14 protein-coding genes and 3 pseudogenes are annotated in these 14891 nt (G+C 70.0%); 10 read left to right on the top strand and 7 right to left on the bottom strand.

Annotated elements, in window-relative coordinates; genetic code table 11:
- The first annotated feature begins 32 nt into the window (after nt 1–32).
- Nucleotides 33–533: a hypothetical protein gene (locus tag AB0B35_RS20195; protein ID WP_361047538.1), complete on the top strand. Its 501-nt coding sequence runs from the start codon at nt 33–35 to the stop codon at nt 531–533.
- A gap of 83 nt (nt 534–616) precedes the next feature.
- Nucleotides 617–1585, top strand: a complete 969-nt coding sequence (locus AB0B35_RS20200) for an aldo/keto reductase (RefSeq protein WP_361047540.1) — start codon at nt 617–619, stop codon at nt 1583–1585.
- Nucleotides 1586–1597: 12 nt separating this feature from the next.
- On the opposite strand, the pseudogene AB0B35_RS20205 reads toward AB0B35_RS20200, so the two are convergent.
- Nucleotides 1598–1969: pseudogene (locus AB0B35_RS20205) on the bottom strand (winged helix-turn-helix domain-containing protein); the annotation flags it as partial.
- Between the two features lie 93 nt (nt 1970–2062).
- Here AB0B35_RS20205 and AB0B35_RS20210 point away from each other — a divergent pair.
- The 3 genes and pseudogenes from AB0B35_RS20210 to AB0B35_RS20220 all read left to right on the top strand — a co-directional run.
- Nucleotides 2063–2596 (top strand): annotated as a pseudogene (locus AB0B35_RS20210) (MFS transporter); the annotation flags it as partial.
- A 213-nt stretch (nt 2597–2809) separates the two neighbouring features.
- Nucleotides 2810–3448 carry a GNAT family protein gene (locus AB0B35_RS20215; RefSeq protein ID WP_361047542.1) on the top strand — a complete coding sequence of 213 codons (639 nt, stop codon included), beginning with the start codon at nt 2810–2812 and terminating at the stop codon, nt 3446–3448.
- A complete protein-coding gene (locus AB0B35_RS20220) occupies nt 3445–4659 on the top strand; it encodes a ThiF family adenylyltransferase (protein ID WP_361047545.1) in 1215 nt (404 codons plus the stop codon). Before AB0B35_RS20215 ends, AB0B35_RS20220 begins: the two co-directional genes overlap by 4 nt.
- On the opposite strand, the gene AB0B35_RS20225 is transcribed toward AB0B35_RS20220, so the two are convergent.
- Entirely contained in the window at nt 4603–5361 is a 759-nt protein-coding gene (locus AB0B35_RS20225) for a GNAT family N-acetyltransferase (RefSeq protein ID WP_361047547.1), read from the bottom strand. The two genes, AB0B35_RS20220 and AB0B35_RS20225, sit on opposite strands and share 57 nt — an antisense overlap.
- A 62-nt stretch (nt 5362–5423) precedes the next feature.
- Between AB0B35_RS20225 and AB0B35_RS20230 the strand changes: the two genes are divergently transcribed.
- Nucleotides 5424–5729: a hypothetical protein gene (locus AB0B35_RS20230; RefSeq protein ID WP_361047549.1), complete on the top strand. Its 306-nt coding sequence runs from the start codon at nt 5424–5426 to the stop codon at nt 5727–5729.
- Nucleotides 5730–5753: 24 nt separating this feature from the next.
- Here the strand turns inward: AB0B35_RS20230 and AB0B35_RS20235 are convergent, their stop codons facing one another.
- Nucleotides 5754–6590: a hypothetical protein gene (locus AB0B35_RS20235; RefSeq protein WP_361047551.1), complete on the bottom strand. Its 837-nt coding sequence runs from the start codon at nt 6588–6590 to the stop codon at nt 5754–5756.
- A 360-nt stretch (nt 6591–6950) separates the two neighbouring features.
- On the opposite strand from AB0B35_RS20235, the gene AB0B35_RS20240 reads away from it, so the two are divergent.
- Nucleotides 6951–7625 carry a cytidylate kinase family protein gene (locus tag AB0B35_RS20240; protein ID WP_361047554.1) on the top strand — a complete coding sequence of 225 codons (675 nt, stop codon included), beginning with the start codon at nt 6951–6953 and terminating at the stop codon, nt 7623–7625.
- 334 nt (nt 7626–7959) lie between these two features.
- Here AB0B35_RS20240 and coaD read toward each other — a convergent pair whose 3' ends face one another.
- Nucleotides 7960–8499 carry a pantetheine-phosphate adenylyltransferase gene (gene coaD / locus AB0B35_RS20245; protein ID WP_361047557.1) on the bottom strand — a complete coding sequence of 180 codons (540 nt, stop codon included), beginning with the start codon at nt 8497–8499 and terminating at the stop codon, nt 7960–7962.
- 109 nt (nt 8500–8608) lie between these two features.
- Here coaD and AB0B35_RS20250 point away from each other — a divergent pair, with 109 nt between their 5' ends.
- Complete coding sequence (locus AB0B35_RS20250; RefSeq protein WP_361047560.1) at nt 8609–9496, top strand: aminoglycoside phosphotransferase family protein; 888 nt, start codon at nt 8609–8611, stop codon at nt 9494–9496.
- 649 nt (nt 9497–10145) lie between these two features.
- Here the strand turns inward: AB0B35_RS20250 and AB0B35_RS20255 are convergent.
- Nucleotides 10146–11357 (bottom strand): vanadium-dependent haloperoxidase, encoded by a 1212-nt coding sequence (locus tag AB0B35_RS20255; protein ID WP_361047562.1) that lies wholly within the window; start codon nt 11355–11357, stop codon nt 10146–10148.
- 226 nt (nt 11358–11583) lie between these two features.
- Here AB0B35_RS20255 and AB0B35_RS20260 point away from each other — a divergent pair, with 226 nt between their 5' ends.
- Nucleotides 11584–13428, top strand: coding sequence for an alpha-galactosidase (locus AB0B35_RS20260; RefSeq protein ID WP_361047565.1), 1845 nt, complete (start codon nt 11584–11586; stop codon nt 13426–13428).
- 52 nt (nt 13429–13480) lie between these two features.
- Here AB0B35_RS20260 and AB0B35_RS20265 read toward each other — a convergent pair whose 3' ends face one another.
- The gene (locus AB0B35_RS20265; protein WP_361047567.1) at nt 13481–13786 is read right to left on the bottom strand and encodes a thiamine-binding protein; all 306 of its coding nucleotides are present in this window, start codon (nt 13784–13786) and stop codon (nt 13481–13483) included.
- A gap of 99 nt (nt 13787–13885) precedes the next feature.
- On the opposite strand from AB0B35_RS20265, the pseudogene AB0B35_RS20270 reads away from it, so the two are divergent.
- Nucleotides 13886–14131: pseudogene (locus tag AB0B35_RS20270) on the top strand (helix-turn-helix transcriptional regulator); the annotation flags it as partial.
- A 134-nt stretch (nt 14132–14265) separates the two neighbouring features.
- Here the strand turns inward: AB0B35_RS20270 and AB0B35_RS20275 are convergent.
- Entirely contained in the window at nt 14266–14889 is a 624-nt protein-coding gene (locus tag AB0B35_RS20275) for an ATP-dependent Clp protease proteolytic subunit (RefSeq protein WP_361047569.1), read from the bottom strand.
- Nucleotides 14890–14891: the final 2 nt, after the last annotated feature.

The following is a 14891-nucleotide window of genomic DNA, read 5'->3' on the forward strand; positions in this document are numbered from 1 at the left end:
GTCAGGACCGGCCTCACGGGAAGGGATTTGACATGGGCTCCACGAAGTCGACCGGGCCGCGCCGAGCGGTCATCGCACTGGCCTTCCTCGCCGCGGCGCTCGTCGCCCCGGCGGCGGCTCGCGCCGAGAGCGGCGTCACCGGTCACGGCATGACCGGGCTCGCCGCTGAACACGTCACCGTTCAGACGAAACAAGGCCCGATGGGCGCCTACCTCACCGATGGCCAAGGCAGGTCGCTGTATCTGTTCGCGGCGGACACCGCCGGGACCTCGACGTGCGAGGGCACCTGCGCGGCCGCCTGGCCGCCGCTGGTCACCACCGGTGCGCCCCAGGCGGGTTCAGGCGTCAGCGCGGACAAGCTCAAGACTGTGGCCCGCCCCGACGGCAGCATGCAGGTCGTCTACGACAACCACCCGCTGTACTACTTCGTCAAGGACGCCAAGGCGGGCGACACCAACGGCCAGGGCCTGGACGCTTTCGGCGCCCTGTGGTGGCTGGTCGCCCCGGCCGGCTCCGCGATCACCACCCGCTGAACCACCCCGCCACGGCGGGAGCAGCGCGCATTTGCCAGGATCAGGCCCATCGCGTCGGAGTCCGGCAGCTGCGGAGGTGATCCTTGGAGTACACGAGGCTGGGGCGGACCGGGTTGAAGGTCAGCCGGATCGGTCTGGGCTGCATGAGCTACGGCGACCCGGCGGGCGGTCTGCACCGGTGGACCCTGGACGAGGACGCCGCAGCCCCGTTCTTCCGGCAGGCCGCCGAGCTGGGCATCACGTTCTGGGACACCGCGAACGTCTACCAGGGCGGCAGCTCGGAGGAGTTCGTCGGGCGGGCGATCAGCAGGTTCTCCCGCCGTGAGGACATCGTGCTGGCCACCAAGGTCAGCGGGAGGATGCACGACGGCCCCGGCGGCAGCGGCCTGTCCCGGAAGGCGATCCTCGAACAGGTCGACGGCTCCCTGCGGCGGCTGGGCACCGATTACATCGACGTCTACTACATCCACCGCTTCGACCCCGCCACACCGGTCGAGGAGACGATGGCGACCCTGGACACCCTGGTCAAGGCGGGCAAGGTGCGCTATCTCGGCGCGTCGTCGATGTGGGCCTGGCAGTTCGCGAAGCTGCAGCACGTCGCGGAACTCAACGGGTGGACCACGTTCTCGGCCATGCAGGACCAGTACAACGTGCTCAAGCGCGAAGAAGAGCGCGACATGATCCCGATGTGCCTGGATCAGGGCGTCGGGCTGACTCCGTACTCACCGCTGGCCAAGGGACGCGCGGCCCGGCCCTGGGGCGAGCAGACGGCCCGGGGCTCCTCGGACGACGTCGCCCGTGCCTTCGACCGTGACGTCGACGAGCCGGTCGTCCACGCCGTCCAGGCGGTGGCCGGAGCCCACGGGGTGCCGATGGCTCACGTAGCCCTGGCCTGGCTGCTCTCCAAGCCCGTGGTGTCGTGCCCGATCGTCGGTGCGACGAAAGCGGATCACCTCGCCGACGCCGTCGCGGCGCTGGACCTGTCGCTGACCGACGCCGAGATCGCCGAGCTGGAAAGGCATTACGCGCCTCAGGACAACTACTGGTGGTGAAGGGCCGCGGCTTCAACCACCGAGGGCATCGCCCAGGGCCGTGCGCTGGTAGCGGACGGACTGGCCGGTGCGTATCCCGGTCACCAGCCCTGCCTCCCGCAGCACGGCCAGGTGGCCGCCGATCGTGCCGAGGCTGAGACCGAGCTGGCGGACGAGCTGCGTGGTGGTCGCCGGCACGGCCAGCGCCCGCAGCACGTCCGCCCGGTGCGGTCCCACCAGCCGGCCCAGGGCCTGCGGCGCGGCCGCGCCCGGCGGTGGGCCGAACAGGTCGGCGACGCCGCGGGCCGGGTAGACCAGCGCGTACGGCCAGGGCGGTTCGACATAGCTGATCAGCGTGCCGAAGACGGTGGGCATCAGCAGCAGACCCTTGCCGTCGAGCCGGTATCGCTCCCGTTGCGAGCGCGGGCCGGTGCGCACCTCGATGGTGCCGGTGGGGCCGTCGGAGTGCCAGCTCACCCGGGGGTCGGCCGGCCCGAGGTCCGGTCGCTGCTGCTCGCGCAGTGGCTGCCGCCGTCGCTGATCGTCGGCGCGGAAGGAGTCCTGGTCCCGTACGCCGACCAGGTGGGCACACCGGCGTCGGCGGGTGTCCTGTTCTGCGCCGTCGCGCTGGGCATGCTCGCCGGCGACCTGGTGATCGGCCGTCTGGCCGTCCCCGCGCGCCGGGAGCGGCTGGCCGGCCCGCTGGCTCTGCTGCTGGGCACGCCGCTGCTCGCCTTCGTGCTCGCCCCGGGGCCCGCCGTCGCGGCGGGGCTGCTGGCCGCGTCCGGCTTCGGCATCGCGTACCAGCTGGGGTTGGCCCGAAGGTTTCTCGACGCGGTGCCGCAGGCGCATCGCGGTCAGGCGTTCGGCCTGGCGGCGACCGGGACGATGACGTTGCAGGGCGTCGCCGCGGCGGCCGGTGGCGCGCTGGGGGAGATCCTCGAGCCGAGCCTGGTCGTGACGCTGGCCCGCGCCGCTTCGGCACTGACCGCGCTGCTCGCTTGGCGCACCCTGCGTGCGGAAGTGGGCTGACCTCGTCGCCGCCGCGGCTGAAATCTGTCACTCGGCACTGCGGGCGGCCACCACGCAGGCGCGTTGACTGCGCGGCCGGTTCGGGGCGTCGACGTGGCTCGATGGCCCTATCCGGGCGGCTGAGGCGGCCCCTCCGTCGCATCCCATAGGCTGCGAAGATCGGCGGACATCGAAGTCGCGGCCATGAAATCATCAGACCACGAGGGGTTCCGCGTGCCCTTTCCGGTGACCATCGACGGCGGCGACATCGTCCTGCGGGAGCTGTGCGAGCAGGACCTGCCGCCCCTGACACGGCTCTACACCGATCCCGAGCTGACCCAGTTCATGGGCTTCGACAAGCTGGCGACCTCCGAGGTGCCTGACGCGCTGCAAGCGCACCTGGCCGCGGCGCGCCGCACGCCCCGCACCCAGTACACCTTGGCCATCACCGTCGACGGCTCACCCGACCTGGTCGGGGTGGTCCGGCTGCTGGTGGAGGAGTACGGCCGCAACGCGATGCTCGGCGGCCTCATCGTGATCCCCGAATCGTCGGGCGTGGGCCGTGGCGTGACCGCCTCCCGCCTGCTCATGGCGTACGGGTTCGGCCCGCTCGCCCTGCACCGCATCTGGGGCGGCAGGCGCACCGACTACCTGCGCATGCACGAGCGGATGACCCGGCTCGGCCTGGTCCAGGAGGGGTTCATGCGGGAGCTGTTCCACACCCACGGCGTCTGGCACGACGTGGTCAGCTACTCCGTGCTCGCCCACGAGTGGAAGCCGGACGGACCCGAGGTGTCCATCATGGAGTCGACCGTCCCGGCGGCCTTGTCGGCCTCCGGCCCCGCTGGGCTCGTGTGGAAGGAGGACCGGTGAGCATCCCGGAACTGCTGGCCGAGCGGGAACGCGACGGCGACGTGCTCGCCTGGCGTCCCGAACTGTTCCGGCCGGGTGGCGAGAGCGACCGGCAGCGGTTCGAGCACCTGCTGGTCTCCGGACGGGTACGCGAGGTCTGCGACACGTTCGCCGAGCAGGTGACCGACCTGGCCGCCACCTTGCACCCGCCGCTGAAGGGCGATCGTGACCAGCTCGCGCGGCTGTCGGCCGAACACCTGGGCGGCGTCGAGCCGTGGCAGGCCGGCACGTGGGTGTTCTATCCCTGGTCGGGGCGGCTGGTGCACCTGCTCGACCGCGACGACTTCCGGCTGCTGCGCACCGACCGCAACCGGGGCAAGATCAGCCGGGAGCAGCAGCGCAGCCTCGCCGGACGGCGGATCGGTGTGATCGGGCTGTCGGTCGGCAACAGCGCGGCGCTGACCCTGGCCACCGAGGGGATCGCGACCGCGTTCACCCTGGCGGACTTCGACACCCTGGCCCTGTCCAATCTCAACCGGTTGCGCGCCGGGGTGCACGAGCTCGGCGTCAACAAGACAGTCATCGCGGCCCGGCAGCTGTTCGAGCTCGATCCGTACCTCGACGTGGACGTCTACCCCGACGGCCTGCACGACAACAACATCAAGCGGTTCTTCCTCGGCGGCAGCGGCCCGATCGACCTGCTGGTCGAGGAGTGCGACGAGCCGCGCATCAAGCTCGCCGCCCGCGAATGGGCGCGTACCTGCCGCATCCCGGTCCTGATGGACACCAACGACCGGGGCATGCTCGACATCGAGCGCTTCGACCTGGAGCCCGACCGGCCGCTGCTGCACGGCGTTCTCGGCGCGATCGGTTCGGCGGACCTGGCCGACCTCAGCCGCGCGGAGGTCATCGACAGTGTGCTCAAGATGATCGGCGAGATCAGCCCGAAGCTGGCCGCGTCGATCCCGCGTATCGGCGTCGACTTGAGCAGCTGGCCGCAGCTGGCGTCCGGGGTGAGCCTCGGGGGAGCGCTCATCGCCGATGTCGCCCGGCGTGTGCTTCTGGGCGAGTTGCGCGAGTCGGGCCGCTTCTACGTGGACCTGGATCTGCTGATCCGCGACGGTGCCGGGACCGACTCCCGGGTCGACCGTCTCGGCGCGGACAGGCCCGGTGTCTCAGTCCTCGGGGACGAACGCCGCCGCGACCTCGGACCGCACCCGCCAGCCGAGTGACTGGTACAGGTGCCGTCCATCGTCGGTGGCCACGAGTAGTCCGGTGCTCATCCCGTTGCGCGCGGCGTGGTCGCTCAGCGTCCGCATGACGGCGGTGCCCAGGCCGCGGCGCTGGTGCGCCGGTGCGGTCTCCACCTGGTCGATGATGCCGAACTCGCCGGTGGGTGCCAGGCGTCCGGAAGCCGCCGTGGCGCCTGCGCGGTCGACGACGGTCGCCACGACGACCCCACTGGCGGTCGCGACCTGAATCTCATAGGGCTGCCCGATTTCGGCGGTGCCCGCGGTGAACCGGATGCTCATCAGGTAGCCGGTGGTGTCCATGGTCCAGCCTGCCGAGAGGGCTTCGCGCAGGTCGGCGTGCCCTCCACTGACTTTGATCCAGGTTCCGGGTGCGGCGACCTGTCGGTCAAGGGCTGCCAACGTCTCGCGATCCCAGGTGTGCAGCACGTACCGCACGCGGTGACCGCGCAGTCCCACCTCGGCCCGGAAGCCGCCCGGGACGACGGCCGGGCGGGGCACGCCACGGGAGTCCGCCCAGCCGTGGCCCCATGCCATCACCAGATCGGGCAGGGCGGTGAGTGTGCGGTCGACGAGTGCCGGATTGGTGCTTCCGGTGTACGAGGCCGCGTCGCGTTTTTCCATCACGATCCACCTTATTGCAAAGTGCTGGCAATAAGGTAGATCTTCCTGGTGACGCCGCATACATGAAACATCGCAAGGATCCAATAAGAACTAATAGTGCATATCGCCCCTATGATGCAATCATGATCCGCCCGACCCCCGCCCGCCGTGCTGTTCTAGGCCTGACCGCTGCGGCTCTGCCGCTCTCGCTGACCGCCGGCGCCGTGCGGGAGCCCGAACCGTCGATCCTGCTCGGTGGTCGAGGCAGGCGACGTCCTCGGTGTCATCTCCTCACCCCTCGCCCAGCAGCGGCTGGCGCGCGCCTGCAACTCGTCGAGGCCGGGGCGGTCGGCAACGACCGCCGGGAGATCCTGCAGGGCCTGGCCGAAGGCGACCGGATCGTCATCGCCGGGCTGGAGCAGGTCACCGAGGGGATGACGGTCGAGTGACACGCGGCGCCCGGCGGGGGTGTGTCAGGGGGTGGGTGCGGTCGCGAGCTGGGTCAGCGACGTCTTCATGGCCTGCACGAACCGGTCCCGGACCGCGGGACTGATCCGGTCGAGTGACAGGTACGGGTTGAGGTCCTCCAACTCGACGAGCAGCAGGGTTCCGTCCTGGGCGCGGCAGGCGTCGACGCGCTGGATGCCGTGGCGGACGTCGTTCCAGTCGACGAAACGCTGCGCGAAGGCCAGGTCGTCGTCGCCGGGTTCGTAGGGTTCGAGGACCCACCGCTGGTCCGGGTGCGGTGCGTACAGGGCGTACTGGAACGTGCGGCCGACGAAGTAGAAGGACACCTCGTACCGGAAGTCGATGCGCGGCTGCACCAGCAGGTCGGTGTAGTCGAGCCGGTCCAGGTCGGCGCGGGGCACGAAGGTCAGCCCGACGGAGTCCGCCCCGAACTTCGGCTTGGCCACGTACGTCTCGGTGTCGGGCAGGCGGCCGAGGTCGGCGAACCGGTCGACGGTCGGGATCACCGGATGGCCGGCCGCGAACAGGTCGAGCAGGTACTGCTTGCCTGCCATGTCGCCTTTGCCGGTGAGCTCGGTGAACACCCGGACTCCGGCGTCGGCGGCCGCGGTCCGGAACGCGTCGTGTTCGGCGCGGTAGTACAGGACCGGGCCGCTGTTGCGTACGGCGACGACGTCGAAGCCGTCCATCAGGGCGCGGGCGTCGAGCGGATGGCAGACCGCCAGGTCGAAGTCTTCCCGCAGTCGGGAGGTGAGGTAGATGTCCTCGTCGCAGTATCGGCGGCCGCGGGCCGGGTAGGCCAGATCGCTGACGTACAGGACCCGGAGCCGGGCAGGGGTCACCGGGATCTCCTCACGCTCGAACGGTCCGCCGAAGCTGTGATCATCACACGTGCGCGGAGTGTGCCGACCATGGGGCCGGAGGTCCGCACTGGTGAGTTCGCTGATTCGCGCGTCGCGAGTTCCTGATTGATTCGACGTACGACGATGTTTTTTAGCCACTGTCGCCGGGCGCGCATCTCGCATACCCGACAGCACGGCGCAGGTCCCATCGATCGGCCGTACTCAAGAAGGGATTTCGACATGTCTCGCACCAGCCGCCGAATCCGAGCACTCGGTGCAATGTCCACCGGTGAGCTATGGAGTTACGGTCATACGGTCGGCTCGGCACGGCGGCCTTCGCGAGATCAGGACGGGCAGGACATGGACCACAGCACCCGCGACGACGTGCTCGGCCGCCTGGCAGAGGCGGTCGGGGCCGTCACGGCCGCACACCCGACGCGGGTCGCCATCGACGGACCGCCCGCCGCCGGCAAGACCACGCTCGCCGACGAGCTGGCCGACGTCTTGCGGCAGCGGGGCCGCGAGGTCATCCGCGCGACGATCGACGACTTCGTCTTCCCCCGGGCACGGCGCTATCCGCGCGGTGAGTACTCGGCCGAGGGCTGTTACTTCGACACCCATGACCATGACGCGCTGAACCGGGTTCTGCTCGATCCGCTCGGCCCAGGTGGAGATCGGCGCTTCCAGCACGCGGTCTACGACCGCGCCGCGGACACCGTGCTGTCCCCGCCGGTCGAGCAGGCCGCCGCCGACGCCGTGCTCGTCTTCGACGGCGTCTTCCTCATGCGCCCGGAACTCGTCGATCGGTGGGACTTGCGCGTGTTCGTGTCGACCGAGCTTGACAGAACCGTCGACCGTGCCGTGATCCGAGAACGCGGGGTGTCGTCTCGCGCCGAAGTCGAACGGCGCTGGCGCGAGCGATACATCCCCTCCCAGCAGTGGTATTTCGCCGCGGTCCGCCCGGCCGACCAGGTAGACATCATCGTGCACAACGACGAGCCCCAGCATCCGGTCTGGGAGACCCGGGGACGCTGACAGCCCGGTCGGGGAGTCAGTAAACAGGAAAACGAGCCGCCACGGCACCCGACAACGATGGATGAAGGGGGCGGTGCCAGGCTGCTCGATGATGAGCTGCCGCCTGCGCAGGCTGCCGCGGTGGCGGACTGTCGCTTCCGGACCTATCTCCGTCTGGCGAGCACCGATGCGGAGTGTCCGCTGCTCGCCGACCTGGCGAAGCTCCGCAGGCAGACCGCCGAGCTGGTCGGCCCAAAGGAGCGTGTTCGGGTTCCCTGCGCCCGCGGGTCTGGTGGGCAGGTACGACGGTGCGACCGCAGGAGCTTCGCGGCGTGGCGCGGCCCAGGCGAGTGGCTCAGGTTCGCAGTGCCCGCAGCGCGGTGGACGACATCGCTGCCAGCTCCGGCCGGGTGGGCACGAACACCGTGCTCACTCCCAGCGCCTCGTTCGTCGTGGCGAGTTCGTGCTCGCGCTGGTAGTCGGTGGAGTTCCTGACGCCGCGCACGATGACACCGCATCCGTGGTGTCGGCAGTACTCCACGGTCAATCCGTGCCAGGCGGCCACCGAGACGTTCAACCAGTCCGCCGGAAGCAGGCGCTGGACCTCCGTCGCCCGTGCGGCGGTCGTCTGGTCCGGCCGTTTGTCGGCGTTGACGGCGACCAGCACGGTGACGTGATCGAACATGCGGCGTGACCGGTCGACGATGTCGAAGTGACCTGGTGTGAAGGGATCGAAGGTCCCGGGATAGACCGCACGAGTCGAGTCGCGACCGCCGGTAGACGCATGAGGCATCGCGTCAGAGTAGGCCACCGACGAACTCTGGACCTTGTCGCCTCCGACGGGCGACCGCTCGATCTTCGGCGGCCGAGGGCGCGCCGGGCCATCGGCCACCACGATCCGCGACTTCGATGCCGCCGCCGTACAGGTGGCCGATCCGGCCGCGTGGTGCGGCGTGCTTCGAACGTGATTGACGGGATGATCGAGTGGGTTCTACGGTCGCGCGATGCGTCCTGGAGAGGTCATCGTCACCGTCGAGCAGGTACACGCCCTGATCGACGAGCAGTTCCCCGAGTGGTCGGACCTGCCGATCGTCGCGCAGCCGTTGAACGGCACCGACAATGCGCTGTTCCGGCTGGGCGATTCCCTGACGGCGCGGCTGCCCCGGGCGGAATGGGCGGTCGGGCAGGTGGCGACGGACACGGCGTGGCTGCCGCGGTTGGCGCCGCACCTTCCGGTGCCGGTGCCCGTGCCGATCGCGGCCGGCGGGCCGGGCGGGGACTACCCGTGGCCGTGGACGGTCGTCCCCTGGCTGGACGGGCGCAATCCGCGAGCCGGGCAGGACCATGTCGAACTAGCTGTCGACCTCGCCGGATTCGTGCGCGCGATGATCGCGATCGAGCCGATGGACGGGCCGCTCAAGGAGGGGATCCAGCGCGGTGTGCCGCTGGCGCAGCGCGACGAGGTCACCCGCTGGTCGATCGGGGTGCTGGGTGACCGGATCGACGGGCGAGCGGTGACCGCGGCGTGGGACGAGGCGATGGCGGCGGGCGAGTGGCCCGGACCGCCGGTGTGGCTGCACGGTGATCTCCTGGAAGGCAACCTGCTGGTCGACGACCGGGGCAGGCTCACCGGGGTGATCGACTTCGGTGGTCTCGGCCGGGGCGATCCGGCGGTCGAGGTGCGGCCGGGCTGGAGCCTGTTCGACGCCCGTGCACGGGCGGCCTACCGGGAGGCGCTCGGGTTCGACGAGGCGACCTGGGTACGCGGGTGGGCCTGGCCGCTGTCGGGCTCGCTCTACTGGCTGGCGGACCTGTGGGACTCCATCAGCGAGCAGGATCGCGCAGACACGATCCGCTATATCGGGTACATCGTGCGTCACCGCCACGACTGACCGTGCGGCGCTCATGCGATCAGGGTCGGCCGGGCCTCGCGGGCGTCGACGGTCCGGCCGCGAAGACAGCGGTCGGACCGTCGACGCCGGTCGCCTATCGGTTCACAGCGGTCCGATCCGCCGATGGCATGCCAAGCGTCGCCCCAGTCCGAGGCGATGTGCGTGCGATATCGCCCGGCCTGGCCCGCAGACAGCGCGGCAGTCGGATCGAAGGCGTCGTGCCGCTGGTCCGGGGCCCCGGGTCGTGCGGAGCCAGAGCGTGATCCGCTCCAGGACCGTGGGCGTCGCCGTGTCCCGGCGGGCCGTGCACAGGGCAAGCAGCCAGGCGTCGAGGAGCCTGTGGTCGACGTCGACACGGAACTTGCTGTCGGTCCGCGAGTGACCTGAAGCGCAGGAGCGGCGATGGCCTGGGACGAGCGGGAGGTGCGTGGGCACGACTGCCCGGTTGTGGAGCATGGAGATATACCGGTTTCCGTGAGAAGTCCGCAGCAGGAAGGTGCGCAGCGCACAGGTGTGACGCGCGATAGGTTCAGTGCTCGGTGGGTCTCACAGGGTGTACAACGGCCGGTCCTTGGCTCGACGATGTGGCTGGGCAGCAGGTTAGCGGCGTGCGGTGGCCCCGGTCCACCGGTTTCGGGCGGCTGTCGGGTCAGGGCCGGTGCCTGACCGGTTTGAAGAAGTCTCCTGCGGCCATGTAGGCGAAGACGGACAGCCCGATCCGTACACCCTGGTTGTCGGCGGAGCGGAAGTGCACGCCGCCCCAGATGCGCGCTTCGACGACTTCGGCCAGGGCTTTCGAGAAGCTCGGGAAGTGCCGTGTCGCGTCGGCGGCGGGACTGTATGCGCTGAAGGAGATGTCGTCGCGCTGGTAGAAGTACGCCAGGGTCGCCATCGACGCCGACGTGAAGCAGGTGTGGCCTGAGGTGTACTCGGGGAACGGCGGTGTGACGAGCAGGGGCATCCAGTCAGGGTCGCCCGCGGTCGCCCGGTTGCCGTCGGTGTCGCCGAGCTGGACCGCTGTCACCGGCCGCCAGAAGTTCCAGTACTCCTTCTCGGCGTAGCAGGCGATGAGGGCGTCGGCTTCGGTCATGTCGACCATGGCGAACATGCGCGCGGCCTGCAGCGTGTTCAGCCCTCGACTGGTCGCGACCTGGCGTTTGATCTCCCATTCGGTGAGCCGCCGGTCGTGCCACCAGATCGCGGCCGAGGTCTGGTCGGCGGTGCGTGCCGAGCTGTCGACCGCGCCGAGCCGTTTGATCTCGTTGTAGTCGCGGGTGTAGGCGCTGCTGGTGAGTGCGGGTGGTCCGGAGGTGCGGAACATGGACGCGCTGGGGAGGAGGAACGGTCTGACGTGCCCTGTCCACGCGCCGGCCGACGCGAACGTCGGCGGTGTCGGGCGCCACTGGCCGGGCTGCGTGCCCGCCTGCCAGGTCTGCGACCCGAACGCGCCGTCGTTGCGACGTGCCGCGATCATCGCGGCCGCCGCCTGCGCCCCCACCGATACGCCGCGCTGTTTGGGAGAGCTGTCGGGGATGGCCGCCAGCGCGGCGTCGTACTGGGCCTGAAGCCTTGCCAGCTGACCTGGGAACAACGAGACGAGCACCTGGTACGCGGCGGTCGCGACGGCCGCTTCGGTCGACTCCGTTCCGTCGGCTGCCGGTGCGCCGAGATATGGGCGGTACGGCGTGCCCGCGATCGCGTTGACGGCGTCGTAGACGGCCCCGTGCACCATCGCGAAGCTGCGCGCCTGCTCGTTCGGCTGCTGTTGCGCGACGTCCCAGATGGCCTGCTGGGCGTTGGTGTCCCAGACGACGACGGGGTTGGCGGCGGCGGCTTGGGCGATCGGGGATCTGATCACCACCGTCGACGTGATCACAAGTGCGGCAGAAACGACGACACGCAGGACCGTACGCCTTGACATGAAGTTCCCCGTTCTGGACGTAGCTTGCCAGCCAGGCACCAATCGAACCATTCCCATTCATTGAGTGCAATGCCAAAGTCGGCTGCGGTTGACATCCGGAATGTTATCGCTAACATTTACGCAATCCGATAGGCTCTCGCCGCGCGAACCCCTCGTGGAGGGTCTGATGAGCCGTGTTCGAACCCGACCGGCGAAGCGGCGCCGACCGGTCATGGCAGTGCTGGCGGCGGTGACGCTGCTGCTCACCGCAGGACTCGTGGTCCACCCGCAGGAGCGCGCCCTGGCGTGGGACAACGGCGTCGCGTCCACCCCGCCGATGGGCTGGAACAGCTACGACGCGTTCAACTGGAGCGTCACCGAGGCCGACGTCCGGGCCAACGCCGACTACATGCGCGACAACCTGCGCCAGCACGGCTGGCAGTACATCGTGATCGACTGGGCGTGGTACTACCCGGGCCGGCACAACAACAGCCCCAACCAGGACGCGAACCTGCAACCCCGCCTGCGCATGGACGCCAACGGCCGGCTGCTGCCCGACACCACGCGATTCCCGTCCGCGACAGGCGCCAACGGCTTCAAACCACTCGCCGACTACGTGCACGCCCAAGGCCTCAAGTTCGGCGTACACCTCATGCGCGGCATACCCCGCCAAGCAGTCGCCGACAACGTGCCGGTCCTCGGCACGAGCTGCCGCGCCAACCAGATCGACAACAGCACCACCGCGGCCTGGCTCAACCTGATGTGGGGCCTCGACATGTCCAACAGCTGCGCACAGGCCTACCTGGACTCGGTGTTCCAGCTGCTGGCAGGCTGGGGCGTCGACTTCGTCAAAGTCGACGACATCGCCGCACCGACCTACCGGCAGGCCGAGGTCGACGGATACCGGCTGGCGATCCAGCGCAGCGGCCGCCCGATGGTGCTGAGCCTGTCGCCCGGTCCCACGCCGGTCGCCAGCGGCCCGCACGTGCAGGCCAACGCGCACATGTGGCGCATCGTCAACGATCTGTGGGACAACTGGTCCGCACTCGACGCGCTCTTCGACCCGCTGCGCGCGTGGACGCCGTACCGCGCCACCGGAGCCTGGCCCGACCCGGACATGATCCCGATCGGTCGGCTGTCCAAGTACGGGCCGGTCGGCTCACCGCGCTACTCCGGCCTGACCGCCGACGAGCAGCGCACCCTCATGACCCTGTGGGTCGTCAACCGGGCGCCGCTGATGTGGGGAGGCAACCTGGTCGAGAACCGGGCCGCCGAACTCGCGCTCATGACCAACGCCGCGGTGCTCGCCGTCGACCAGAACAGCACCAACAACCGCCAGATCACCGCGGGCACCCGGCAGGTCTGGGCCGCCGACGTGCCCGGCACCAACCACCGCTACCTGGCCCTGTTCAACCGCGAAGGCGCGACGGCCACCGTGACGGCCAACCTCGCCGAGCTCGGCGTCGGTTCGGCCACCGTCACCGACCTGTGGTCCGGCGCGAACCTGGGCACGGCCACCGGCACCTTCACCCGCTCCCTGCCCGCCCACGGCTCCGGCCTCTACCGCATCGCGACACAGACCACCACGCCGACGCCGCCGCCGACCCCCACCTACACGCTGACCGCACGGCACAGCGGCAAGCTGCTCGACGTCTACAACGCCGCCCTCACCGACGGTGCGAACGCCGTCCAGTGGGCCGCCAACGGGCAGTCCAACCAGCGGTGGCAGTTCCGCGACGCCGGCAGCGGCTACTACCAGGTCGTCAGCGTCAACAGCGGCAAGTGCCTCGACGTGTACGGCGGTGCGAGCGCCACGGCCGACGGGGTGCGCGTGGTGCAGTGGACCTGCGGCACCGGCACCAACCAGCACTGGCGCGTCCAGGACGTCGGCGGCGGATACTCCCAGCTCGTCGCCCGCCACAGCGGCAAGTGCCTGGACGTGCTCAACGCTGCCACCACCGACGGCGCCCAGGCGGTCCAGTGGACCTGCGGCACCGGCACCCATCAGCACTGGCAGCGCACCCAGGCCTGACCGCTCGTCCGACGGCCTGCCGGGTGGCTCAGCCGAGCCGGACGGCAGGCCGTCAGTCCTCGGCGAGGTGGCGTTCGACGGTGGCGACCTTGGTGTGCAGCGCGCCGCTGACGCCGTCGCGCCAGTCCAGTTTCAGCACGAGGCCCACGCGTGGCGACTTCGCCTTGACGGCCTCGGTGGCGGCCTTGATCACGGCCATCACCTCGTCCCAGGACTCGCCCTCGACGGTGGTGAACATGGCGTCGGTGCGGTTGGGCAGGCCGGAGGCGCGGACCACCCGGACCGCCTCGGCGACCAGTGCGCCGACGTCCTCCCCGGCGCCGACCGGTGAGACGGAGAACGCGACCAGAACCGACATGATCACGAGGCTACCAGGATCGCGCCGTGCTCCGGCCCATGGCTCTGCCGGTAGCGAACTGGGCTGTCGGGCAGGCGCGGGCCTGGCTATAAAGGAGCCATGTCGAATCCGGCGGAGCGGGCTCGCGCCCAGGCGGCTCCGCGTCGGGTGCTGTTGCGCTCGGCGCTGGGCGAATCACTGCGGCGCCTGCGCCTCGAACAGGGCCGTACGCTGGCCGAGGTCGCGCTGGCGGCGCGGATCTCGATGCCGTACCTGTCCGAGGTCGAGCGCGGTCTCAAGGAGGTCTCCTCCGAGGTGCTCGCGGCGTTGTGCGCGGCGCTGGGCATCGACCTGTCGGACCTGCTCGTCGCCGTCGCCTTCCACATCTCGGCGAGCAGCACCGCGACCACGGTGCTCCCGGTCCGGCGGATGGCCGCGGGACAGTTCGACGTCGCGGCGCCGCCGGCCCGGCGAGCCGGCGACGCCTACGCCCTGGCCGCCTAAGCTTCCGGCGTCGTCTTCACGGTGGAGATGACCTGATCGGCCAGGCCGTACGCGACGGCTTCGGTGGCGCTGAACGTCTTGTGCCGGTCGAGGTCGTGCCGGATCTTCTGCGTGGGGTGCCCGGTGTGCCGGCTGAGGATGTCGTCCATCTCGGCCCGCACCCGGGACACGTCGCGCGCCCGGATCGCCAGATCCGGCAGCGTGCCCTGCGCCACGTCGAACGAGCCCTCCTCGGTCGACGGCTGATGCAGGACGACCTTGGCGTGGCGCAGCACCGAGCGCTTGCCGGCCGTCCCCGCCGCCAGCAGCACCGCCGCAGCCGAGGACGCCTGCCCGATGCACAGGGTGGCGACGTCCGGCCGCACGTACTGCATCGTGTCGTAGATCGCGGTCAGCGCGCTGTAGGAACCGCCCCGCGAGTTGATGTAGAACTCGATGTCCTGGTCGGGACTCTCGGACTGCAGATGCAGCAGCTGCGCGATGATCACGTTGGCGACGTCGTCGGTGATCTCCGTGCCCAGGAAGATGATCCGCTCCGACAGCAGCCGGGAGTAGATGTCGAAGGCGCGCTCGCCGCGCGAGGTCCGCTCGACGACCGTGGGAATCGTGTACTGGCCCACCG

The organism is Catellatospora sp. NPDC049133 (assembly GCF_040648455.1).
In the GTDB taxonomy this organism is placed as follows: domain Bacteria; phylum Actinomycetota; class Actinomycetes; order Mycobacteriales; family Micromonosporaceae; genus Catellatospora; species Catellatospora aurea.